This window comes from Neisseria mucosa, from assembly GCF_013267835.1.
In the GTDB taxonomy this organism is placed as follows: domain Bacteria; phylum Pseudomonadota; class Gammaproteobacteria; order Burkholderiales; family Neisseriaceae; genus Neisseria.
The window spans coordinates 960,065-980,502 of record NZ_CP053939.1; the positions used below are offsets into that span (position 1 = coordinate 960,065).

The window sequence follows — 20,438 nt, forward strand, 5'->3', positions numbered from 1 at the left end:
TGGGTTGATTTGCGGTTTTAACTTCAGTGAAGCTAAAACCGCTGTTTGTGTGATTGAGGATTAGTTATTGGGAAAGTCTGATTCGTCAAACTCGGGTTCCGGGTCGCTTTGAAGGACTTTTCCGTTTAATTTCAACTCGCTGTTTTGCAGAGTCAGATGGGTTTTGACATTATCGTCTTCTAAGGTCAAATATTTTTCTCTTGCCATGCTTTTAATGGTGCTGTCTACCATCAGGCGCAAGGTCTCGTTGATATCGTCGATGCTGGCGCGGCCTGCGGCTTCATCTTCGGCATTGACGCTAAACAGGCTGCTTACTTGGTTGACGGCGAGCTGCTCCAACAATTTTTGCGGTACGCTCATGTTGAAGTCGGCTTCGGTTTTCTTCAGCATATCGCCCAGGCTGTTGAGGTCTTTGGCTGTCAAACCTTTAAAGGCAAGCTTGCCGCTGACATCGACATCACCATTAGGCATGGTAAATTTGAAGGTTTTGATGTTTAAAACCGGATTGTTGGTAAACAGGCCCGAAGCCTCGTTTTTGGCCGTCTGAAGCAAAGAAGCCTGAATTTCTTCTTCGCTCATTTTCTTCACGGACACTTCGGCAATTTTGTTTTTCAACGCCAAAAGTGATGCGGCGTCCAAATGCTCGGCGGCAACATTGATGTCCAGAGGGCCGTATTTGTCTTCGCCATAGGTCAGGCTTTCAAATTGGAAGCGGCCTTCGCTGTTGATGAATTTATCGACTGCGCCGGTCTGGGTATCGAAACGCAGTTTGTTGACTTCGATTTTAGACGGAGCAATCGTGCCGGTCGGATTGATGAATGCACCGATTTGCAGGTTAGTCACAAGGTTGACCAACTCGTTCAACTTAACGTTGTAATCGATGTTTTCTTTCCATTGCAGCAGGAATTTATCCAGCGTAATGCTGCTCTTGCCCAAAGAAAGTTTGGTCAGGCCGTCTTCCGTTTCGGATTGGAAGCGCAGGTTTTCCAAAGACACATCGCCTTTGTCGGCCAATTTGACTTGCAAAGACGGCGCAAGGTAATCGTGGCGATAGCTTTTGAAGCCTTGGCTGTAATCAGTATTGCCGCTAAAGCCTTTCCAGTTGAGCTTAATACCGGAAAGCTCTTCATAATCGAAGGCGGGGATATTGAGGCTGAGTTTGCCGTCGCCGGAAAGGTAAACCGTATTGGTCATGGTCAACGGCATTTGCTGGCCGAAGAAGCGGTCTAAAACTTTTTTGGTTTCCGGATGGTATTGGAACTCGGTTTCCACGTGGGCGCGCGTACCGAAGCCGCCGGCAAACGGGCCGTGGGTTACGTGGTTGATGACCGTAATCGGCTCTTGCAGGACGGTTTTCAAATTGTCCGGCAGGTATTTTTGCGTATTTTGAAGCAGGGTCGGCTTGAGGCGGATGACGGTCGTCTCGGTTGAACTGAACCAGCCGCGATCGTATTGGTGGGATTCAACGGTCAGGAAACCGGACTCCTGCAACAGCTTTTGTTGCTCGGTCAGGCTTTCTTCCGCTTTGACACCGAGATAGTAAGGCGTGCCGAGCGCAGCGGCGATAACGACGGCGGCAGTCGGGATAAGATACTTTTTCATCACTTCAAACAGATTAGGTTCAAAGCGTAAAGCATAGCATTTTTTAGCTGTTTTGTCTTATCCGCCGTTTCAGACGGCCTTTCAGTAAAGATTGTGATATTATGCAAACATAAACGATTTTTACACTTTTGGCAGGCCTTACCCTATCTGCCAAAATGTCATTAAAGGTTTGCAAATGCTTTTATTTATCGACAATTATGACAGCTTCACCTACAACATCGTCCAATACTTTGCCGAATTGGGGCAGGAAGTTTTGGTTCGCTGCAACGATGAAATCACCATCGAAGAAATCGAAGCCCTAAAACCGCAATATCTGGTCATCGGCCCCGGCCCTTGCTCCCCGAAAGAAGCAGGAATTTCTGTTGCAGCCATGCAGCACTTTGCCGGCAGGCTGCCCGTCATGGGCGTGTGTCTCGGCCATCAAACCATGGGCGAAGCGTTCGGCGGCAATGTCGTGCGCGCGCAAACGATGATGCACGGCAAAGTCTCCCCTGTTTTCCATCACGGCACAGGCATGTTTAAAGACCTGCCCAATCCAGTCAACTGCACGCGCTACCACAGCCTGGCCATCGACCGCGCCACCCTGCCCGACTGCCTCGAAATTACCGCATGGACGGAAGACGGAGAAATCATGGGCGTACGCCACAAAGAATATGCCGTCGAAGGCGTACAGTTCCACCCCGAAGCCCTGCTGACCGAACACGGCCACGATATGCTGAAAAACTTCTTGGAAGAATTCAAAGACTATCGTCCGCAAAAATCTTAATGAAAGGCCGTCTGAAAGGTATTTGACAATGTTCAAACCGCATTTTCAGACGGCCTGAATCACATCGGACACAAACAAAGGAAAAATCATGATTACCCCTCAACAAGCGATTGAACGCCTCATCAGCAATAACGAACTTTTCTACGATGAAATGACCGACCTCATGCGCCAAATCATGAGCGGCCAAGTTCCGCCCGAGCAAATCGCCGCCATCCTGACCGGCCTGCGGATTAAAGTTGAAACCGTTTCCGAGATTACCGCCGCAGCCAGCGTAATGCGCGAATTTGCCACCAAAGTACCGCTGGAAAATGCCGATGATTTGGTCGATATTGTCGGTACAGGCGGCGACGGTGCCAAAACCTTCAATATTTCCACAACTTCCATGTTTGTCGCGGCTGCGGCAGGCGCGAAAGTCGCCAAACACGGCGGCCGCTCCGTTTCTTCATCCAGCGGCGCTGCCGATGTCATGGAACAAATGGGCGCCAACCTCAATCTCAACCCCGAACAGGTTGCCCAAAGCATTCAGCAAACCGGCATCGGCTTTATGTTCGCGCCCAACCACCACAGCGCTATGCGCTATGTTGCCCCAGTCCGCCGTTCGCTCGGCTTCCGCAGCATCTTCAATATCTTGGGCCCACTGACCAATCCTGCCGGCGCGGCAAACCAACTCTTGGGCGTGTTCCACATCGACTTGTGCGGCATTCTTTCCCGCGTATTGCAACAGCTTGGTTCCAAGCATGTTTTGGTTGTGTGCGGCGAAGGCGGTTTGGATGAAATCACGCTGACCGGCAAAACCCGCGTTGCCGAACTGAAAGACGGCAAAATCACCGAATACGATATCAGCCCGGCCGATTTCGGCATGGAAATCCGCCGCAATTTGGACGAAATCAAAGTCGAAAACGCGCAAGAATCCCTGCAAAAAATGAACGAAGTGCTGGATGGCAAAGTCGGTGCCGCACGCGACATCGTCGTCCTCAATGCAGCCGCCGCGCTCTACGCAGGAAATGTGGTCGCATCGCTGGCGGACGGTGTCAAAGCCGCGCAAGAAGCCATCGACTCCGGCAAAGCCAAAGCCAAAAAAGACGAGTTTATCGAATTTGGCAAACAGTTTGCCTAAACTTTAAAACCATAAACAAAGGCCGTCTGAAAAATCTTTCAGACGGCCTTTTATTCTTTAAATATTAAAATTTGCTTTTAATATCATTAATCAAGCCTTCAGCTTTTTCTTTGGCTTCTTCAGCCAAGTGTGCTACTTTCTCTTTGGCTTCACCGGCTAAATGAGCTGCTTTTTCTTTAGCTTCACCTGCAAAGTTTTCTACTTTTTCTTTAGCCTCGCCTGCGAAGTGCGCCGCTTTTTCTTTGGCTTCACCTGCAAAGTTTTCTGCTTTTTCTTTAGCATCCGCAGCAACTTCTTTTGTCTTACCGACGCCTTGTTGAACTACGCCTTCAGCTTTGAGTTTGGAATCGTCAAGAACTTCGCCGGCTTTCTCTTTTACTTCACCGCTGATTTGATCTAATTTGCCAGTCATCATTTATTCCTTCTTAGTTTCATGTTGATAAGAGTAATCACTATATCCCAAAAGATATTGGGTTGCAACTTAAAGTCTGTCTCAATATTAAAAACATAATAAAAATGGATTACGTCAAGTTAGCCCATCTGTTTCGATATCGCTTCGGCTACTGCCTTGCCTATCATCTTACTGCCGAACTCATTGAAATGAAGCCCGTCGCACAGCATCACATCGGTCAAATCCTGCTCAAACATCAGGCTGTATAAATCATTGACGGCAAAACCATATTGCCTTGCCAAATCCTCCGCCACACGGTTATAGGCCTTCAAGTCGGCCAAATAGCGGCGCGAGGGTTTGACGATATTGTGTACGCTTTCCAAAAACGGCGTACTGCTCGCCCAAATAATTTTTGCCCCTGTCTGTTTCAAATAATCAAAAATTTGAATCAGGTTGCTGCGGTAGGTTTCTATATCGGCCACCGGCCCGTTACAGCCCTGATTGTGGCGGATATCGTGCAAACCGCAGTTGATGTGGATAATGTCTCTTGCAGTCGCACCCTCTATCCATTGCCCGATATGCTCTAATACATCATGCGACGAACGGCAGTTTTCCGATGGAGAAACAATATCCGCCTCAGGCAAAGCGGCGCGTGTGTAAGGCTCCGAAGCAAGCCGCACGGAATCGCCGATTAAGTAAACGGTCATTTTTGTTCTCCTCCCTTTATTTGAACCAACAGCAAGGCCGTCTGAAATATCACTTATATTATTATAAGAGTGCTATCTCAGACGGCCTTAACTTCAGTCAAGTTCTATCGTTAAATCATAAATTAACGCTGACTGTTTTTATAAAAATCAATTAATTGCTTGGCCTGCAACATGGGCAGCCCAAAACGGTCACTCACGGCTTTCCAATCCTTCCATTCCTGACCGGTCAGATTCTGCCCAACCCACTTGAGGTTTTCCGGATTGCTTTTGATTTTCTCAAAATAAGCCTGCTTGCGTTTCCAGTTGCGCGACCACACCAGCAACATGGTAAAAATACATAAAACAATCAATACAATATTGGTAAACAACATCATGTCCATACAACATACTCCCGCGTAGGTCTCAAAATCAGAAAATATGGATTGAAGGCCGTCTGAAAAACAATGTTTCAGACGGCCTCAATATTATTACACTCAATCCAACATTATCTCTTTAGCCAATACTTCAGCCAACGTATTGCCAACTGGGATAAGCTCATCACTACTTTCACCGAGATTGCCTGAAGAGCTCATCACAATCTGCGGAGGAAAGTCGGGTTGTCTGAAATCATAGCAGTAAAACACACCTCCTCCATCGAACGCGATTGGCATCAAATTAGGAGCGTAATGCCAGAACTGATAGATAAAATAAAATGATACGACTTCAGCAGGTGAAAAATAACCAAAATCCTGCTGATTCCCCAAGATACCGCCGTTTACAGAATACTGCCAAAGCTGCATCAGCTCATCTGGGATAAAAAAATGCTTTGGCAAACAAAATCCTGTGGCATTCAGTTGATCAGCATGGATTTCAAGAAGCCGTAATGAGTCTGCCCGTTCGCTCTCAGGCAGAGCAGCATGGAATGCGGCTATATCACTTGCAGTAGCTGGATTTTCTTTACTATAAAACTCAAAAGGCTGATACCACAATGCTTTATTTTCCATTCGATTTTTCCATATCACTCAATCTTCACCCGTTTCAGGCGCAAGGCGTTGCTCAACACGGAAACCGAGCTTGCTGCCATTGCCGCGCCTGCGATAACAGGGTTTAGAAAGCCGAGCGCGGCAAGCGGGATGCCCAAGATATTGTAGAAGAAGGCGAAAAACAGGTTTTGCTTGATGTTTTTCAACGTCGCCTGCGACACCAGCAGGGCATCGGCGAGCTGGTTGACCGAATGCTGCATCAGCGTGGCGGACGCGGTGTGTTCGGCAACGTCCGCGCCGCCTTTCATGGCGAAGCTGACGTTGGCGGCGGCGAGCGCGGGCGCGTCGTTGATGCCGTCGCCGACCATCGCTACGGTTTTGCCGGCAGCTTTGAGTTTCTGCACTTCGGCGGCTTTGTCGCGCGGACTCATATTGCCGAAGGCGTGTGCGATGCCCAGTTGTTTGGCGACATATTCGACCGTGCCTTGGTTATCGCCGCTCATAATATAGACATCGATATTGTGTTTTTTCAGACGGCCTATGGCTTCAGCGGTATCGGCTTTCAACGCATCGGCAAGTGCGAATGCGCCGATAGGTTTGTTATCGACCGAGACTGCAACAATGCTTGCAATGTCCCAAACGCCGTCTGAAAACTTCGGTAAGGTCAATTCGGAAAATTCGGCTTTGCCTGCTTTCACCAAACCCACGCCTTCCACTTCGGCGGTAATGCCTGCGCCGACAACGGTTTGCGCGTTTTGTGCGGCGGGAATGTCCAAACCGCGCGCTTGGGCGGCGGAAACGATGGCGCGGGCGAGCGGGTGGGCGGCGTTTTGTTCGACGGCGGCGGCGATGCGGTACAAAGCGTCTTCATCAAAGCCGCTGTCGGGAACGTAATAGACGGCGGCAACCTGCGGCCTGCCTTCGGTCAGCGTGCCGGTTTTGTCCAGCACGACGGCATCGACGTGGGCGGCTTCCTCCATCGCCGCCGCATCTTTAAACCAAATGCCGTGTTTCACCGCTTTGCCCATGCCGACCATAATCGCGGCGGGCGTTGCCAGACCGAGCGCGCACGGGCAGGCAATTACCAAAACGGCAACGGCGTGCATCAGAGCAACCGTCCAATCGCCTTTTACCAGCCAAGTGGCGATAAAAGTCAGAAGCGCGATGCCCACGACGGCAGGCACAAACACCGCCGCCGCCTTGTCTGCCACGCGCGCAATCGGCGCTTTACTGCCCTGCGCTTCGGACAGCGCGTTCATCATGTCGCCAAGCAGGGTTTGGCTGCCGAGTTGTGTGGCGCGGTACACCACGCTGCCTTCGGTCATCAACGCACCCGCCAACACTTTGCCGCCCGCTTTTTTCTCTTCGGGGTTGGATTCGCCGGTAAGATGGCTCTCATCCGCCCAACCGCTGCCGCTCTCGATGATGCCGTCGGCGGCAATGCGTTCGCCGTGGTTGGCGCGGATTAGGTCGCCGATTTGTACTTGGTCGATGGGTAGTTGCCACCATTCGCCATCGCGTTGCACGTTGACTTGGGTCGGCGTAAGTTTCAGCAGCAGGCCCAAGCTGTTCAGGCTGGATTTTTTAGTGCGGTGTTCCAAAAATTTGCCCAGAGACACAAAACCAATCACCATCACGCCCGCTTCAAAATACACATGCGCCATGCCGTGCGCCGCGTGCGGGCTGAAAAACAACATATAGACGGAATACAGGTAAATCGACACCGTGCCGATGGTAACGAGCACGTCCATATTCGCCAGTCCGCCTTTAATACTCGCCCACGCGCTTTTGTAAAACGGCACCGCCAGCCAAAGTTGAACCACGCTTGCCAGCGCAAACTGCCATACCGGCGGAATCATCCAATCGTGCCTACCGATCATCATGCCTGTCATGCCGATAAGGAACGGGACGTTGATGGCGAACAGCAGCCACAGCCGCCAGCCGATATGGTGTTCCGTTTCCGGCTGCGGCAGCGCGTCTTCCGTCTTTTCCTTCGCGCCGTAGCCGGTTTTCTCGATGATTTTGGCGATGTCGGCGGCAGAGGTTTGGCTGTCGTCAAACACCACCTGCGCCTCCTCGCTGGCAAAGTTCACCCCTGCCGATTCGACAAAATCTTTTTTGTTCAACACTTTTTCAATACGAGAAGCGCAGGCCTGACAGGTCATGCCTTCGATTTGGAAACGGACTTTTTGTTGCATGGCAAAGCCTCCTATTGATTGTTTGGCGCATGTTTTTTGTGTTTATGTATTATCAAACGAAAACGACATAATGGCAAAAAGTAAGTTATCAAAAAACAAAGGCCGTCTGAAACAGTTCAGACGGCCTTTGTTCAAGAATGCTATGCCTAATTGGGTTACAAAGCCACGTCGTAGCCGCCGTCTTCTACGGCATCAATCAGCGCGTCGGCATCTGTTTTGCTTTCATCGAAAGTAACCACGGCATTTTTATTTTCCAGGCTGACTTCTGCTTTTTCCACACCTTCTACGCCTTCCAAAAGACGGGTTACGCTTTTCACGCAGCCGCCGCAGGTCATGCCGTCGATGTTGAGGGTAACTGTTTGCATTTGTATTTCCTTTCATTCACACAAATATGGTTGCCGAACACTTTACTCCTTACGCAAACAGCTTGCAAATTCTTCATTAAGGCCGTCTGAAAAATGCAGATAGGCGTACAATAACGACCTTTGCTTCATCAAACGGACATAATAATGACTTCAACATTCAAACAATGGGTTAGCGTATGCGCACTGGCGGTGGGGGCGTTTATTTTCAATACCACCGAATACATTCCGATTGCGCTTTTGAGCGACATCGGTCAAAGCTTTGGCAAAGCGGCAACGGAAGTGGGCATGATGATTACGGTGTATGCGTGGATTGTGGCGTTGCTGTCGCTGCCGCTGATGCTGATGACGAAAAACATCGAACGGCGCAAATTATTGCTGATGCTGTTTGCACTGTTTGCGCTGTTTCACGCGCTGTCGTTCTTTTCTTGGAACTTCAACATCCTCTTGGTCAGCCGTATCGGGATTGCGCTGACACATGCGGTCTTTTGGTCGATTACGGCTTCTTTGGCGGTACGGCTTGCCCCCGCCGGCAAAACCAATCAGGCTTTGGGCCTGCTCAGTACGGGTACGGTTTTGGCGATGGTGTTGGGCATTCCGCTGGGGCGCGTGGTCGGGCAATACTTCGGCTGGCAGCTCAGCTTCCTGCTGATCGGCGTCTGCGCTGCCGGCGTAATGCTGGTGTTGGCCAAAAACCTGCCTGCTTTACCCAGCCAAAATACCGGCTCTTTAAGCAGCCTGCCGAGTTTGTTCAAACGCCGTAACCTGGTGCTGCTCTATGCCATGACGGTGTTGATTATTACAGCCCATTTCACGGCATACAGCTATATCGAGCCTTTTGTGTTGCAAGTTGGCGGATTTAAGGCAGAACAAGTTACCATCGTTTTGAGCCTGTACGGTTTGGCAGGCTTCGCCGCTTCTTATCTGTTTGGCAAATGGTTTGCCAAATCGCAACGTTTGTTTATGCTCGGCGCAGTGGCGGTCATCCTGCTCTCCGCCCTGCTGCTTCTGCCGTTTGCCTCTTTCCCTTATGCGGTGTACGCGCTGGTGTTTATTTGGGGCGTGGCCATCGTCATCGTCAGTTTGGGCATGGTATCGAAAGTTTTGGCATTTGCCTCGGATGCAACTGATGTGGCCAACTCGATTTATTCAGGTTTGTACAATGTCGGTATCGGCGGCGGTGCGCTTTTGGGGCATTACGTGACCACTTGGTTCGGCCTTTCCAATATCGGCATTGCAGGCGCGCTCTTGGCTGCGGCCGCTTTGGCCGTGTGCAGCCTACTGGTTAAAGCACAAGACAACCCGACACAAAACGTTTAAAATCCAATCACTTTCCTAATCGGACGGACAAACGGCCCTCCTGCTGCTTGTCCGTTTTTTATTTTATTTTAAAAAATAATTTACAATTTATTTACACTACATTAAATTACAAATATACTGTCGCTGTCAGGCCGTCTGAAAACGGCTGGCACAAGCGTAAAAGAAAAACCAGCAAACTTCAGAGGAACATTCTATGGATCTGCACGCAAAGGACAAAACCCAGCATCCGGAAAACGTCGAGCTGCTCAGTGCGCAAAAGCCGATTACCGACTTTAAGGGCCTGCTGACCACCATCATCTCCGCCGTCGTCTGTTTCGGCATTTACAGCGTCCTACCTTACAGCCCCGACGCCAACAAAGGCATCGCGCTGTTGATTTTCGTTGCCGCGCTTTGGTTTACCGAAGCCGTCCACATCACGGTAACCGCATTGATGGTGCCGATTCTCGCCGTCGTACTCGGCTTCCCCGACATGGACATCAAAAAGGCGATGGCGGGCTTTGCCGATCCGACGATTTACATCTTCTTCGGCGGTTTCGCACTTGCCACCGCCCTGCACATGCAGCGCCTCGACCGTAAAATCGCCGTCAGCCTGTTGCGCCTGTCGCGCGGCAATATGAAAGTGGCCGTATTGATGCTGTTTGCCGTTACCGCCTTCCTGTCCATGTGGATCAGCAATACCGCGACCGCCGCCATGATGCTGCCTTTGGCCATGGGTATGATGAGCCACCTCGATCAAGAAAAAGAACGCAAAACCTACGTTTTCGTCCTACTCGGCATCGCCTACTGCGCCAGTATCGGCGGTTTGGGCACCGTGGTCGGTTCGCCGCCAAACATGATTGCCGCCAAAGCGCTGAACTTGGACTTCGTCGGCTGGATGAAGCTCGGCCTGCCGATGATGCTGTTGATCCTGCCGCTGATGCTGTTCTCCATGTATGTCATCCTCAAACCTAATTTGAACGAGCGCGTGGAAGTTAAAGAGGAGTCTATCCCTTGGACGCTGCACCGCGTGATCGCATTGTTGATTTTCTTGGCTGCCGCCGTTGCTTGGGTATTCAGCTCCAAAATCAAAGCTGCATTCGGTATTTCCAACCCCGACACCGTCATTGCCCTGATTGCCGCCGTTGCCGTCGTCGTATTCGGCGTGGCGCAATGGAAAGAAGTCGCGCGCAATACCGACTGGGGTGTATTGATGCTCTTCGGCGGCGGTATCAGTTTGAGCGCGTTGCTGCAATCTTCCGGCGCGTCCGAAGCATTGGGTCAACAGGTTGCCTCCACCTTCTCCCACTCTCCTGCGTTGCTGGTGATTTTCGTGGTTGCCGCCTTCATCATCTTCCTGACCGAATTCACCAGTAACACCGCCTCCGCCGCGCTGCTCGTACCCATTTTCGCCAGCATCGCTACGCAAATGGGGCTGCCTGAACAAGTCTTGGTATTCGTTATCGGCATTGGCGCATCTTGCGCGTTCATGCTGCCGGTTGCTACGCCGCCTAACGCGATTGTGTTCGGTACGGGCTTGATTAAACAACGCGAAATGATGAATGTCGGCTTATTGCTGAACGTCCTCTGTATCGTATTGGTTGCGCTGTGGGCTTATTTCGTCCTGATGCCGTAAACCCGTAAACATAGTCCAGGCCGTCTGAAAGAATATTTTTCAGACGGCCTTGAAGTTTGTCGTTCAGACACAATTTAACGAATGATTAAAACCGGATTCTAACGAAAGGAAACCCATGATTATCCTGCACACCAACAAAGGCGACATCAAAATCGAACTCGATTTCGACAAAGCCCCCGTTACTGCTAAAAATTTCGAGCAATACGTTAAAGACGGCTTCTACGACGGCGTAATCTTCCACCGTGTCATCAAAGGCTTCATGATTCAAGGTGGCGGCATGGATGAAAACATGAACGAAAAAGAAACCCGCGATCCGATTCAAAACGAAGCATCCAACGGTTTGCCTAACGAAAAATACACCATCGCCATGGCGCGTACTTCCGATCCTCACTCTGCCAGCGCGCAATTCTTCATCAACACTGCCGACAACGCTTTCCTGAACTTCCGCTCTAAAGAACTGTACGGCAAAACCGTCGTCCAAGACTGGGGCTACGCCGTATTCGGTAAAGTCGTTGACGGTTTTGACGTGGTCGATGCCATCGAAGGCGTTTCTACCAAACGCCACGGCTACCACGACGATGTACCGACCGAACCCGTCATCATCACCAAAGCCGAAGTGGTTTAATTGATTTGATTTCCCATAAAAACAGCCTGTCCGAATTCAAAACGGACAGGCTGTTTTTCAATCATTAATGACGATACCTTCACACATCATAAGTACCGACCACGCATGCCGAATCCAACACATGGCCCTGCATGGCAAAATGCAGCTCATTAAAGCGGAAACCGCGCGGTAAATCCAAAACAGTGTCCAGCGCGTACACAATCAGTTCATAACGATGGCGGTTGTTCGGTGGCGCCATACCGCCGTAAAACGAAGCCTCTTCGATTTCAAACTTACCCAACGCGCTCGCCCAAGTATTCGCGCCCTGCGTAAAATCTGTTGCAGAAATACTTTCATTTTCTGCCACGGAAGTACGTTTCAAATCCGAAATCAACCAATGCGTCCATACGAAACCCGATGCTGAAATGGCATCTTTGTCTTCCAACACCACGGCAAACGATTTTGTTCCTTCAGGTGCATCTTCAATCTCAAAAGGAATCGAATAAGAAGGCATACCGCTCGGGCTGAACTGGCTGCCGCGCTTGCCGTATTTGTCTTCAAATTCGCCGTTGACAATAGCTTTACTGCTGACTTTCATCTTATATCTCCCAATAGTAGGTTTATTCATTCTAACAAACACCAAGGCCGTCTGAAAGATACTGCCTGTTTCACTTTCCCGATGTCGCATTTTCAGACGGCCTCAAGCAATATTCACAATTCGATCAAACACATTTGGCATTCCATAGTATAATCCGCCGCATGAAAACTACACAGGATACGCATTATGGATTGGAAAGGCCGTGAACAAAGCCAAAACGTCGAAGATCGCCGCGGAAGCCGTGGCGGCGGTGGCGGCAAAATGCCGGGCATACTCGGCATTATCGTGGTTTTGGTCGGCGCATATTACGGCGTGGATTTGAGCGGTTTGGTTGGCGGCTCATCTTCGATGGGCATTCCTACCCAGCAAGCTTCCCGACTCGACAGCCAACAAGAAGCCGAGTTGAAAGAACTGTCCCGTGTCGTCCTTGCTGATACCGAAAAAGCATGGAGTAAATATTTCCAGCAACACGGGCAACACTACACACCGACAACCATGGTGTTGTATGAAAGCAGTACGTCCACCGCCTGTGGTACGGGCCAATCTGCCATGGGCCCGTTTTACTGTCCGGGCGACCAAAGAGTTTATTTGGATTTGAGTTTCTACGAAGACATGCGCACCAAGCTCGAATCCGCCAGCGATGCCGCGTTTGCCTACGTTATTGCCCATGAAGTCGGCCATCACGTTCAAAACCTGCTCGGCATTCTGCCTAAAGTCCACAAAATGCAACAGCAAGTCGGCAAAAAAGAGGCCAATGCCCTTTCCGTCAAACTCGAATTGCAGGCCGACTGTTTCGCTGGTATTTGGGGACACTACGCCGTCAACAACAATATCTTCAAAACAGAAGACATTCAAAAAGCGATGCTTGCCGCCGAATCCGTCGGCGACGACCGCTTGCAGAAACAGGCTCAGGGCTATGTCGTTCCCGACAGCTTTACCCATGGCTCGTCCGAAGAACGCATGACTTGGCTCAAGCGCGGCTTGGAAAGCGGCGATATCAACCAGTGCAACACTTTCAACAATTGATTCGTCCAAACAACACTGTTCTTTGATGTAACGATAAAAGGCCGTCTGAATTCTTCAGACGGCCTTTTAGCCGTGTTAGAATAACGCCTATTATTTTCCCTTAAATTCAAAGGAAATCCACATGGCAAATATCGCCCGCGACATTTTCAAAGCCTACGACATCCGGGGCATCGTCGGTAAAACCCTGACCGACGAAGCTGCCTACTTAATCGGCAAAGCCATTGCCACCAAAGCCTTAGAAAAAGGCATTACCCGCATCGCATTCGGTCGCGACGGCCGTTTGAGCGGTCCCGGCCTGATGGCACAAATTCAACGCGGTTTCACAGACAGCGGCATCGACGTCCTCAACGTCGGCATGGTTGCCACCCCTATGCTCTACTTCGCAGCCATCAACGAATGCGGCGGCAGCGGCGTAATGATTACCGGCAGCCACAATCCGCCCGATTACAACGGTTTCAAAATGATGCTCGGCGGCGACACGCTCGCAGGCGAAGCCATTCAAGAACTTTTAGCCATTATTGAAAAAGACGGTTTTGTTGCCGCCGACAAACAAGGCAGCGTAACCGAAAAAGACATCTCCGGCGAATACCACAACAATATCGTCGGCCACATCAAGCTCAAACGCCCGATGAAAATCGCCATCGACGCGGGCAACGGTGTCGGCGGCGCATTCGCGGGTAAACTCTACAAAGGCTTGGGCAACGAAGTAACCGAACTTTTCTGCGAAGTGGACGGCAATTTCCCTAACCACCACCCCGACCCTTCCAAACCGAAAAACCTGCAAGACCTCATTGTCGAGCTCAAAAACGGCGATGCCGAAATCGGCTTGGCATTTGACGGCGATGCCGACCGCTTGGGCGTGGTTACCAAAGACGGCAACATCATCTATCCGGACCGCCAACTGATGCTTTTCGCGCAAGACGTGTTGAGCCGCAATCCTAAAGCCAAAGTGATTTTCGACGTCAAATCCACCCGCCTGCTCGCGCCTTGGATTAAAGAACACGGCGGTGATCCTGTCATGGAGAAAACCGGCCACAGCTTCATCAAATCCACCATGAAAAAGACCGGCGCACTGGTTGCCGGCGAAATGAGCGGACACATCTTCTTTAAAGAACGCTGGTTCGGCTTCGACGACGGTATGTATGCCGGCGCACGCCTCTTGGAAATCCTGTCTGCCTTCGACAATCCATCCGAAGTGTTGAACAAGCTGCCGCAAAGCATTTCCACTCCGGAACTCAACATCGACCTGCCGGAAGGCAGCAACGGCCACAAAGTGATTGAAGAGCTGGCTTCCAATGCCAAGTTTGAAGGTGCGACCGAAATCATCACCATCGACGGCTTGCGCGTTGAATTCCCCGACGGCTTCGGCCTGATGCGTGCTTCCAATACCACACCGATTTTGGTGTTGCGTTTTGAAGCGGATACACAAGAAGCAATTGAGCGTATCCAAAACCAATTCAAAGCAGTCATTGAAAGCAATCCTGCATTGAAATGGCCGCTGTAAGGGTTTAGGCTAAAACAAAAGGCCGTCTGAAAATCATTTCAGACGGCCTTTAATATTCAATATTGTTATTCCAAAGTTTCAAAACTAAGAATATCCCGGCTTAGTTACCCGATTTGCGCCAACTGTTGGCGCATTTCATCGATAACGGCTTTGTAATCCGGTTTGCCAAAAATCGCCGAACCGGCCACAAACGTATCCGCACCTGCCGCTGCAATTTCTGCAATATTGTCTGTCTTCACACCGCCATCGACTTCCAATGCGATATGGCGGCCGCTTTGCCATTCGTACTCGTCCAACATCTCGCGCACTTTGCGGATTTTCACCAGCGTATTCGGGATAAAGCTTTGTCCGCCAAAACCCGGGTTGACCGACATCAGCAACACCATATCCAGTTTATCCAAAACGTTTTCCAGAATATTGACCGGCGTAGCAGGATTCAATACCAAGCCTGCCTGACAGCCGTATTCTTTAATCAAACCCAAGCTGCGATCGACATGGCGGCTGGCTTCCGGATGAAAAGTAATGATATTGGCACCGGCTTTGGCAAACGCATGAATCAAATCGTCCACCGGCTCAACCATCAAATGCACATCGACCGGCACGGTTGCATACGGTTTCAAAGCCGCGCAAACCATAGGGCCGAAAGTCAGATTCGGCACATAATGATTGTCCATCACGTCAAAATGAATCAAATCCGCACCGGCGCGGATAACTTCGGCAACCTCTTCGCCCAAGCGGGCAAAATCGGCAGACAAAATACTGGGGGCGATACGGTAGTCGGTCATGTTTGTTCTCCTAAAGTGTGTTCCTTTGTCATTATCGCATTTTTGCCCCTATGTTGTATGCTGCCGACAACATCTCTACCGTCATTTTTATGAATTTACATTTCACATACATTAATGAAACTTAAAATCAAATTGTAAGGCTTTGAAAATAAATTATTTGAATACATACATGTGCAGAAAAATCTAACATCATTAACAAAAGTTAACTGCTTTGATACTGCCTTTCACACGCTAATCGGTTATATTTCCAAACCTGATGAAACATTAGGAAAACACCGTGTCTGTCGCACTTTCCCGCTATCCGACTTTTACTTTCTTAGCACTCGTCCTACTCTGTTCCAGCCTGCCTGCCCATGCCGGTCCGTTTCTGGCCACTTTGGACGACTTCCACCCCAATTGCGATATCCGACAGCTTAATCTATCCGCCGACCAACACGCCGCCCTGCGCCGCCTGCGTACCGACTTCAAACAAATCAACGATAAAGCCTACCGCAAAACCGTACGCTCCGACCGCAACCGCCGTCAAACCATCATCAAAATCCTCTCCGGCGACTCATTCGATTCAAACGCCGCCCGCGACTATGTTGAAAGCCGCTACCTCTCCAGCATGGACTATGCAGTGGATGAAATGGAAATCCAATACCGCCTCTATCATCTGCTCAATCCGCGCCAACGCCAGCAGTGGTTGTCTTCATGTTTGCGCTGATGGATAAATAAAAATACAAAAGGCCGTCTGAAACCATATTCAGACGGCCTTTGCTTTTTTCAGCCTTAATCCAACACTCTTTCTTCCGGCAAGCGTCCTGCCCAGTCGCAGGCAAACTGCCATGCCGAGCGGCCTGAACGGCTGCCGCGCATTTGCGCCCATTGCAACGCGGCTTTGCGCGCGGTATCGTCAAAAGGCACATTGAAATCGTCCAACCAGTTGGCTACGGCGGTCAAATAATCGTTTTGGTCGAAAGGATAAAAACTCAGCCATAAGCCGAAGCGGTCGGAAAGGGAAATTTTCTCCTCGACGGCCTCTTTCTGATGGATTTCGCCGCGAGTGCCCGTAGTACCGCCGTTTTCATCCATGTATTCGGGAATTAAATGACGGCGGTTGGAAGTTGCATAAACCAAAACATTGGTGCAACGTTGCGACAATCCGCCGTCTAAAGCAGTTTTCAAGGCTTTATAGGTTTCATCGCCGGTTTCAAACGACAAATCATCGCAGAAAACGATAAATTTCTCGGGGCGTTCGGACAACAGCGTCAACAAAGCCGGCAAGCTGATCAAATCGCTTTTATCCACTTCAATCAGTCGCAGGCCGCGCTCGGCGTATTCGTGCAACAACGCTTTAACCAAGGAAGATTTGCCCGTACCGCGTGCGCCGGTCATCAAGACATTATTTGCCGGACGGCCTGCCAAAAATTGCTCGGTATTGCGTTTCAGCCTGTCGGTTTGCGAACCGACTGCCGCCAATCGGCTCAAAGGAAACGTATGCGGACGCGGCAGACTTTCCAAAATACCTTTTTTGCCCACGCTGTGCCAACGGTAGGCCAAAGCGCGCCAGTCGGTTTTACCGGCTTCGTCAGGCAGGATTAAATCCAGACGGTTTAAAACGGAATTCGCTTTTTTCAAAAAATTAGATAATTTCATTTCGGCTTTCTTTTTTCAGACGGCCTTTTGCGCCAATACCCGCATAACGGTATCGACAACGGCTTGGGTTTGCGGATCGATTTCAATATTGATGAGGTCGCCTTCTTTGCGGCTGCCAAACAGGGTACGCTCCAAAGTCTCAGGAATCAGGTGTACGCAAAATTCGCTGTCGCTGACTTCGCCTATGGTCAGGCTGCAACCGTCCAAACCGACAAAGCCTTTGGTCAGGATGTAGGGTTTGAGGTTTTCCGGCAGCTCAAACCAAACTGTACGGTTGAACTCGCTGGATTCGATACGGGAAATTCGGGTAACCGCCATCACATGGCCGCTCATCACATGGCCGCCGATTTCATCGCCAAACCGCGCCGCGCGTTCCAAATTGACACTGTCGCCGACTTTCAAGCTGCCGAGATTGGTTTTGCGTAAGGTTTCGTCCATCAAATCAAAGCTGACTTTGTTGCCGTCGATTCGGGTAATGGTCAGGCAGCAGCCGTTGTTGGCGACAGAGGCGCCGGTTTGCAGATTGTCGGCGATTTCAGGGGGCAGCTCGACTGTGTGGGTACGAAAGTCGGGCGAAGGTTGGACGATGTCCGTAATTTTGCCCATGCCTTGTACGATGCCTGTAAACATGATGTCTTCTTTCCGATGGTACGATAAGGCGGATATTGTAGCATTTTCCAGGCACAAAGGCCGTCTGAAAGCGGTGATGGTGATGGTTTGGGGTATAATCGGATTTTTATTTCCGCCGCCCGATCATGCTCAGCTACCGCCACGCCTTCCATGCCGGCAACCATGCCGATATGCTCAAGCACTTTACCCTCTTCCTCGTCCTCGAATATTTCAACCGCAAAGACAAGCCTTATTGGTATACCGATACGCACAGTGGTGCCGGTTTGTATGATTTGAGCGGCGATGAAGCGCAAAAAGTCGGTGAATACAAACAGGGCATTGCGCTCTTGGAACAAGCTGACAAGCTGCCTGCCGAATTGGCCGAATTTGTCGGCCGTCTGAAACAAATCCTGCCGCAAGACAACCTTTACTGCGGCTCGCCTTGGCTGGCACAGGCGCTCACGCGCGACAGCGACAAAATGCGCCTCTTTGAGTTGCACCCTGCCGATTTTGTCCATTTGCAAAACAATATGCGCGAAGTCCATCCGCCGCGCAAAGTACAAGTCAGCCAAGCGGACGGTTATCAAGGTTTGATTTCACTCTTGCCTCCCCCGCCCCGCCGAGCCGCCGTCTTGATTGATCCGCCCTACGAAGAAAAACAAGACTACCGCCGTGTCGTCCAAGTTTTGAAAGATGCTTTGAAACGCTTTGAAACCGGCTGCTACATGGTTTGGTATCCTTGCCTGAGCCGCGAAGAAAGCCGCAAACTGCCTGACGAACTCAAAAAAATCGCTCCCGACAATCATCTGCACGCCGAGCTTCATGTCCATACGCCGCGCAGCGACGGCTTCGGTATGCACGGCAGCGGCATATTCGTCATCAATCCGCCCTATATGCTTGCCGAACAGTTGCAAAACAATCTGCCCGGACTTTCCAAAATTTTGGCGCAAGATGCCGGTGCGCATTATGTATTGGAAAGTAAAACGAAATAAACGCTGCCATCTGAACATAGACCCAAGCGCTTCGATTTTTTCTTCATACCTGTTCAGACGGCCTTAACCCTTTATACTTAAGCCTTTTTCCACTACAATTCACAACATAACAATTAACGGCCGTCCACTCATGAATATACGCACACCCCTAGCCTGCACGCTCCTGCTTTGCGCATGCAGCGAATCTGTAAAAAACGAATTTAAAGAAGAATTTACCCAAAGTTTCCGCACCGAATTTGTCCGCTCGGCAACCGAAGCCTGCGTAGAAAAAGCCGCAGGAAAAAGCCCGTTTGATTCCGCGACCACTGAAAAAATCTGCCGCTGTATCGGCGAAAAAACAGTTGATAAAATCAGCCCCGAAGAAGCGACCTCGCTTTTAGGCGGCAGCAATACCATGAGCGACGAGCTGAAAAAACGCATCAAGGACGTCAGCATCGCCTGCACTAAAGAAGTTTTAGGCATGGCCGAGAGCAAAACCAAATGAACACGCCGTTTTCAGACGGCCTGAAATTGAAAAATATTCGATTCAAACTTAGGAAAAGAGTGAAACATGAAGACATTGAACCAATTCTTAGCCCAACATCTGCCCGAACACAAACTGCCGCAAGAGCTGGCCGGCGTACTGGAATCCGTAGCCGCTGCCTGTTTGGACATCAACGCAAAAGTCCGCCTCGGCGCGCTTTCCGGCGTTTTGGGCATGGCCGGTACCGGCAACATCCAAGGCGAAGACCAAAAGAAACTCGATGTCATCGCCAACAACATCATGATTGATGTTTTAAAAGCCAATGCCAACATCGCAGGCCTTGCCAGCGAAGAAGAAGACACCTATGTCGCCACACACGAAAACGGCGGCTATTTGGTATTGTTTGACCCGCTGGACGGCTCTTCCAATATCGACGTCAACATCTCCGTCGGCACTATTTTCTCCGTCTTGGCCAAACCTGAAGGCGCATTGACTACCGAATCCTTCCTGCAAAAAGGCCGCGACCAAGTGGCCGCAGGTTATGTTTTATACGGTCCGCAAACCCAACTGGTACTGACTGTCGGTTACGGCGTATTCGTCTTCACTCTGGACGATGCCAACCAATTCCTGCTGACCAAAGAAAATCCGCGCGTTCCCGAATCCACTAAAGAATTCGCCATCAATATGTCCAACCAAAGACATTGGTTCGCCCCTGTTCAACAATACATTGACGAATTGCTGGCAGGCGAAACCGGCGTACGCGGCAAAAACTACAATATGCGCTGGGTAGCCAGCATGGTTGCTGAAATCCACCGCATCCTGATGCGCGGCGGCGTATTCATGTATCCGCAAGACAAACGCGACCCATCCAAACCGGGCAAACTTCGCCTGATGTACGAAGCCAACCCGATGAGCCTGATTATGGAACAGGCCGGCGGCGCATCAAACAACTCCATCGAAGCCATGCTCGACATCCAACCTACCGGCCTGCACCAACGTGTTGCCGTATTCATGGGCAGCCGCGAAGAAGTCGAATACGTTTACAATCTGCATCAAAAATAATCGGATGTATTGAAACCCAAAAAGGCCGTCTGAAATATGATTTTCAGACGGCCTTTCGTCAAAAAATAAAAGAAACAAAAAATCAAAAGGCAGACTCAAATCTGCCCTTTGCTGCTTTCC

22 protein-coding genes are annotated in these 20,438 nt (G+C 50.3%); 11 read left to right on the forward strand and 11 right to left on the reverse strand.

The genetic code is table 11. The features are described from left to right. Nucleotides 1–60: 60 nt before the first annotated feature. Nucleotides 61–1,602 carry a YdgA family protein gene (locus FOC66_RS04500; RefSeq protein WP_003747070.1) on the reverse strand — a complete coding sequence of 514 codons (1,542 nt, stop codon included), beginning with the start codon at nucleotides 1,600–1,602 and terminating at the stop codon, nucleotides 61–63. Between the two features lie 175 nt (nucleotides 1,603–1,777). Between FOC66_RS04500 and FOC66_RS04505 the strand changes: the two genes are divergently transcribed. Continuing rightward, the gene (locus FOC66_RS04505) at nucleotides 1,778–2,368 is read left to right on the forward strand and encodes an aminodeoxychorismate/anthranilate synthase component II (RefSeq protein ID WP_003683598.1); all 591 of its coding nucleotides are present in this window, start codon (nucleotides 1,778–1,780) and stop codon (nucleotides 2,366–2,368) included. A gap of 88 nt (nucleotides 2,369–2,456) precedes the next feature. Beyond that, nucleotides 2,457–3,485 carry an anthranilate phosphoribosyltransferase gene (gene trpD, locus FOC66_RS04510; RefSeq protein WP_003747072.1) on the forward strand — a complete coding sequence of 343 codons (1,029 nt, stop codon included), beginning with the start codon at nucleotides 2,457–2,459 and terminating at the stop codon, nucleotides 3,483–3,485. Between the two features lie 64 nt (nucleotides 3,486–3,549). On the opposite strand, the gene FOC66_RS04515 is transcribed toward trpD, so the two are convergent. The 6 genes from FOC66_RS04515 to FOC66_RS04540 form a co-directional block, all read right to left on the reverse strand. Further along, the gene (locus FOC66_RS04515; protein WP_003747074.1) at nucleotides 3,550–3,900 is read right to left on the reverse strand and encodes a CsbD family protein; all 351 of its coding nucleotides are present in this window, start codon (nucleotides 3,898–3,900) and stop codon (nucleotides 3,550–3,552) included. Between the two features lie 116 nt (nucleotides 3,901–4,016). After that, nucleotides 4,017–4,583 (reverse strand): SGNH/GDSL hydrolase family protein, encoded by a 567-nt coding sequence (locus tag FOC66_RS04520; protein WP_003747076.1) that lies wholly within the window; start codon nucleotides 4,581–4,583, stop codon nucleotides 4,017–4,019. A 122-nt stretch (nucleotides 4,584–4,705) separates the two neighbouring features. Then, nucleotides 4,706–4,963: a thiol-activated cytolysin C-terminal domain-containing protein gene (locus FOC66_RS04525; protein WP_003747080.1), complete on the reverse strand. Its 258-nt coding sequence runs from the start codon at nucleotides 4,961–4,963 to the stop codon at nucleotides 4,706–4,708. A gap of 93 nt (nucleotides 4,964–5,056) precedes the next feature. Beyond that, the gene (locus tag FOC66_RS04530; RefSeq protein WP_003747081.1) at nucleotides 5,057–5,566 is read right to left on the reverse strand and encodes an SMI1/KNR4 family protein; all 510 of its coding nucleotides are present in this window, start codon (nucleotides 5,564–5,566) and stop codon (nucleotides 5,057–5,059) included. Nucleotides 5,567–5,580: 14 nt separating this feature from the next. Continuing rightward, nucleotides 5,581–7,743 carry a heavy metal translocating P-type ATPase gene (locus FOC66_RS04535; RefSeq protein ID WP_003747083.1) on the reverse strand — a complete coding sequence of 721 codons (2,163 nt, stop codon included), beginning with the start codon at nucleotides 7,741–7,743 and terminating at the stop codon, nucleotides 5,581–5,583. A 155-nt stretch (nucleotides 7,744–7,898) separates the two neighbouring features. Beyond that, the gene (locus tag FOC66_RS04540) at nucleotides 7,899–8,108 is read right to left on the reverse strand and encodes a heavy-metal-associated domain-containing protein (protein WP_003747085.1); all 210 of its coding nucleotides are present in this window, start codon (nucleotides 8,106–8,108) and stop codon (nucleotides 7,899–7,901) included. Between the two features lie 144 nt (nucleotides 8,109–8,252). On the opposite strand from FOC66_RS04540, the gene FOC66_RS04545 reads away from it, so the two are divergent. The 3 genes from FOC66_RS04545 to FOC66_RS04555 all read left to right on the forward strand — a co-directional run bounded on the left by FOC66_RS04545 (nucleotide 8,253) and on the right by FOC66_RS04555 (nucleotide 11,662). Next, nucleotides 8,253–9,425, forward strand: a complete 1,173-nt coding sequence (locus FOC66_RS04545; protein ID WP_003747088.1) for a sugar transporter — start codon at nucleotides 8,253–8,255, stop codon at nucleotides 9,423–9,425. Between the two features lie 193 nt (nucleotides 9,426–9,618). Then, nucleotides 9,619–11,037, forward strand: coding sequence for an SLC13 family permease (locus FOC66_RS04550; RefSeq protein ID WP_003747091.1), 1,419 nt, complete (start codon nucleotides 9,619–9,621; stop codon nucleotides 11,035–11,037). 115 nt (nucleotides 11,038–11,152) lie between these two features. Continuing rightward, nucleotides 11,153–11,662, forward strand: coding sequence for a peptidylprolyl isomerase (locus FOC66_RS04555; protein ID WP_003747093.1), 510 nt, complete (start codon nucleotides 11,153–11,155; stop codon nucleotides 11,660–11,662). 79 nt (nucleotides 11,663–11,741) lie between these two features. Here the strand turns inward: FOC66_RS04555 and FOC66_RS04560 are convergent, their stop codons facing one another. Continuing rightward, nucleotides 11,742–12,239 (reverse strand): YbhB/YbcL family Raf kinase inhibitor-like protein, encoded by a 498-nt coding sequence (locus FOC66_RS04560; RefSeq protein ID WP_002232090.1) that lies wholly within the window; start codon nucleotides 12,237–12,239, stop codon nucleotides 11,742–11,744. 186 nt (nucleotides 12,240–12,425) lie between these two features. Here FOC66_RS04560 and ypfJ point away from each other — a divergent pair, with 186 nt between their 5' ends. Then, complete coding sequence (ypfJ, locus tag FOC66_RS04565; protein ID WP_003747096.1) at nucleotides 12,426–13,265, forward strand: KPN_02809 family neutral zinc metallopeptidase; 840 nt, start codon at nucleotides 12,426–12,428, stop codon at nucleotides 13,263–13,265. A 121-nt stretch (nucleotides 13,266–13,386) separates the two neighbouring features. Then, entirely contained in the window at nucleotides 13,387–14,769 is a 1,383-nt protein-coding gene (locus tag FOC66_RS04570; RefSeq protein ID WP_003747097.1) for a phosphomannomutase/phosphoglucomutase, read from the forward strand. A 104-nt stretch (nucleotides 14,770–14,873) separates the two neighbouring features. Here FOC66_RS04570 and rpe read toward each other — a convergent pair whose 3' ends face one another. Beyond that, nucleotides 14,874–15,554, reverse strand: coding sequence for a ribulose-phosphate 3-epimerase (rpe, locus tag FOC66_RS04575; RefSeq protein WP_003747099.1), 681 nt, complete (start codon nucleotides 15,552–15,554; stop codon nucleotides 14,874–14,876). A gap of 277 nt (nucleotides 15,555–15,831) precedes the next feature. Between rpe and FOC66_RS04580 the strand changes: the two genes are divergently transcribed. Further along, nucleotides 15,832–16,260, forward strand: coding sequence for a Spy/CpxP family protein refolding chaperone (locus FOC66_RS04580; protein ID WP_003747101.1), 429 nt, complete (start codon nucleotides 15,832–15,834; stop codon nucleotides 16,258–16,260). 65 nt (nucleotides 16,261–16,325) lie between these two features. Here the strand turns inward: FOC66_RS04580 and FOC66_RS04585 are convergent, their stop codons facing one another. Together FOC66_RS04585 and FOC66_RS04590 are read right to left on the reverse strand one after the other, a co-directional pair. Further along, nucleotides 16,326–17,192, reverse strand: a complete 867-nt coding sequence (locus FOC66_RS04585) for an ATP-binding protein (protein WP_003747102.1) — start codon at nucleotides 17,190–17,192, stop codon at nucleotides 16,326–16,328. 15 nt (nucleotides 17,193–17,207) lie between these two features. Next, complete coding sequence (locus tag FOC66_RS04590) at nucleotides 17,208–17,822, reverse strand: riboflavin synthase (protein WP_003747104.1); 615 nt, start codon at nucleotides 17,820–17,822, stop codon at nucleotides 17,208–17,210. 125 nt (nucleotides 17,823–17,947) lie between these two features. Between FOC66_RS04590 and FOC66_RS04595 the strand changes: the two genes are divergently transcribed. The 3 genes from FOC66_RS04595 to FOC66_RS04605 all read left to right on the forward strand — a co-directional run bounded on the left by FOC66_RS04595 (nucleotide 17,948) and on the right by FOC66_RS04605 (nucleotide 20,318). Further along, the gene (locus FOC66_RS04595) at nucleotides 17,948–18,793 is read left to right on the forward strand and encodes a 23S rRNA (adenine(2030)-N(6))-methyltransferase RlmJ (protein WP_003747105.1); all 846 of its coding nucleotides are present in this window, start codon (nucleotides 17,948–17,950) and stop codon (nucleotides 18,791–18,793) included. A gap of 130 nt (nucleotides 18,794–18,923) precedes the next feature. Then, entirely contained in the window at nucleotides 18,924–19,277 is a 354-nt protein-coding gene (locus tag FOC66_RS04600; protein WP_003747107.1) for a hypothetical protein, read from the forward strand. Between the two features lie 66 nt (nucleotides 19,278–19,343). Beyond that, complete coding sequence (locus FOC66_RS04605) at nucleotides 19,344–20,318, forward strand: class 1 fructose-bisphosphatase (protein WP_003747109.1); 975 nt, start codon at nucleotides 19,344–19,346, stop codon at nucleotides 20,316–20,318. The last annotated feature ends 120 nt before the right edge of the window (nucleotides 20,319–20,438 follow it).

Bases quoted from the DNA above. Each gene is read 5' to 3' on its own strand.
- FOC66_RS04500 (WP_003747070.1), bottom strand. From the start codon at position 1,602: ATGAAAAAGTATCTTATCCCGACTGCCGCCGTCGTTATCGCCGCTGCG.
- FOC66_RS04505 (WP_003683598.1), top strand. From the start codon at position 1,778: ATGCTTTTATTTATCGACAATTATGACAGCTTCACCTACAACATCGTC.
- trpD (WP_003747072.1), top strand. From the start codon at position 2,457: ATGATTACCCCTCAACAAGCGATTGAACGCCTCATCAGCAATAACGAA.
- FOC66_RS04515 (WP_003747074.1), bottom strand. From the start codon at position 3,900: ATGATGACTGGCAAATTAGATCAAATCAGCGGTGAAGTAAAAGAGAAA.
- FOC66_RS04520 (WP_003747076.1), bottom strand. From the start codon at position 4,583: ATGACCGTTTACTTAATCGGCGATTCCGTGCGGCTTGCTTCGGAGCCT.
- FOC66_RS04525 (WP_003747080.1), bottom strand. From the start codon at position 4,963: ATGGACATGATGTTGTTTACCAATATTGTATTGATTGTTTTATGTATT.
- FOC66_RS04530 (WP_003747081.1), bottom strand. From the start codon at position 5,566: ATGGAAAATAAAGCATTGTGGTATCAGCCTTTTGAGTTTTATAGTAAA.
- FOC66_RS04535 (WP_003747083.1), bottom strand. From the start codon at position 7,743: ATGCAACAAAAAGTCCGTTTCCAAATCGAAGGCATGACCTGTCAGGCC.
- FOC66_RS04540 (WP_003747085.1), bottom strand. From the start codon at position 8,108: ATGCAAACAGTTACCCTCAACATCGACGGCATGACCTGCGGCGGCTGC.
- FOC66_RS04545 (WP_003747088.1), top strand. From the start codon at position 8,253: ATGACTTCAACATTCAAACAATGGGTTAGCGTATGCGCACTGGCGGTG.
- FOC66_RS04550 (WP_003747091.1), top strand. From the start codon at position 9,619: ATGGATCTGCACGCAAAGGACAAAACCCAGCATCCGGAAAACGTCGAG.
- FOC66_RS04555 (WP_003747093.1), top strand. From the start codon at position 11,153: ATGATTATCCTGCACACCAACAAAGGCGACATCAAAATCGAACTCGAT.
- FOC66_RS04560 (WP_002232090.1), bottom strand. From the start codon at position 12,239: ATGAAAGTCAGCAGTAAAGCTATTGTCAACGGCGAATTTGAAGACAAA.
- ypfJ (WP_003747096.1), top strand. From the start codon at position 12,426: ATGGATTGGAAAGGCCGTGAACAAAGCCAAAACGTCGAAGATCGCCGC.
- FOC66_RS04570 (WP_003747097.1), top strand. From the start codon at position 13,387: ATGGCAAATATCGCCCGCGACATTTTCAAAGCCTACGACATCCGGGGC.
- rpe (WP_003747099.1), bottom strand. From the start codon at position 15,554: ATGACCGACTACCGTATCGCCCCCAGTATTTTGTCTGCCGATTTTGCC.
- FOC66_RS04585 (WP_003747102.1), bottom strand. From the start codon at position 17,192: ATGAAATTATCTAATTTTTTGAAAAAAGCGAATTCCGTTTTAAACCGT.
- FOC66_RS04590 (WP_003747104.1), bottom strand. From the start codon at position 17,822: ATGTTTACAGGCATCGTACAAGGCATGGGCAAAATTACGGACATCGTC.
- FOC66_RS04595 (WP_003747105.1), top strand. From the start codon at position 17,948: ATGCTCAGCTACCGCCACGCCTTCCATGCCGGCAACCATGCCGATATG.
- FOC66_RS04600 (WP_003747107.1), top strand. From the start codon at position 18,924: ATGAATATACGCACACCCCTAGCCTGCACGCTCCTGCTTTGCGCATGC.
- FOC66_RS04605 (WP_003747109.1), top strand. From the start codon at position 19,344: ATGAAGACATTGAACCAATTCTTAGCCCAACATCTGCCCGAACACAAA.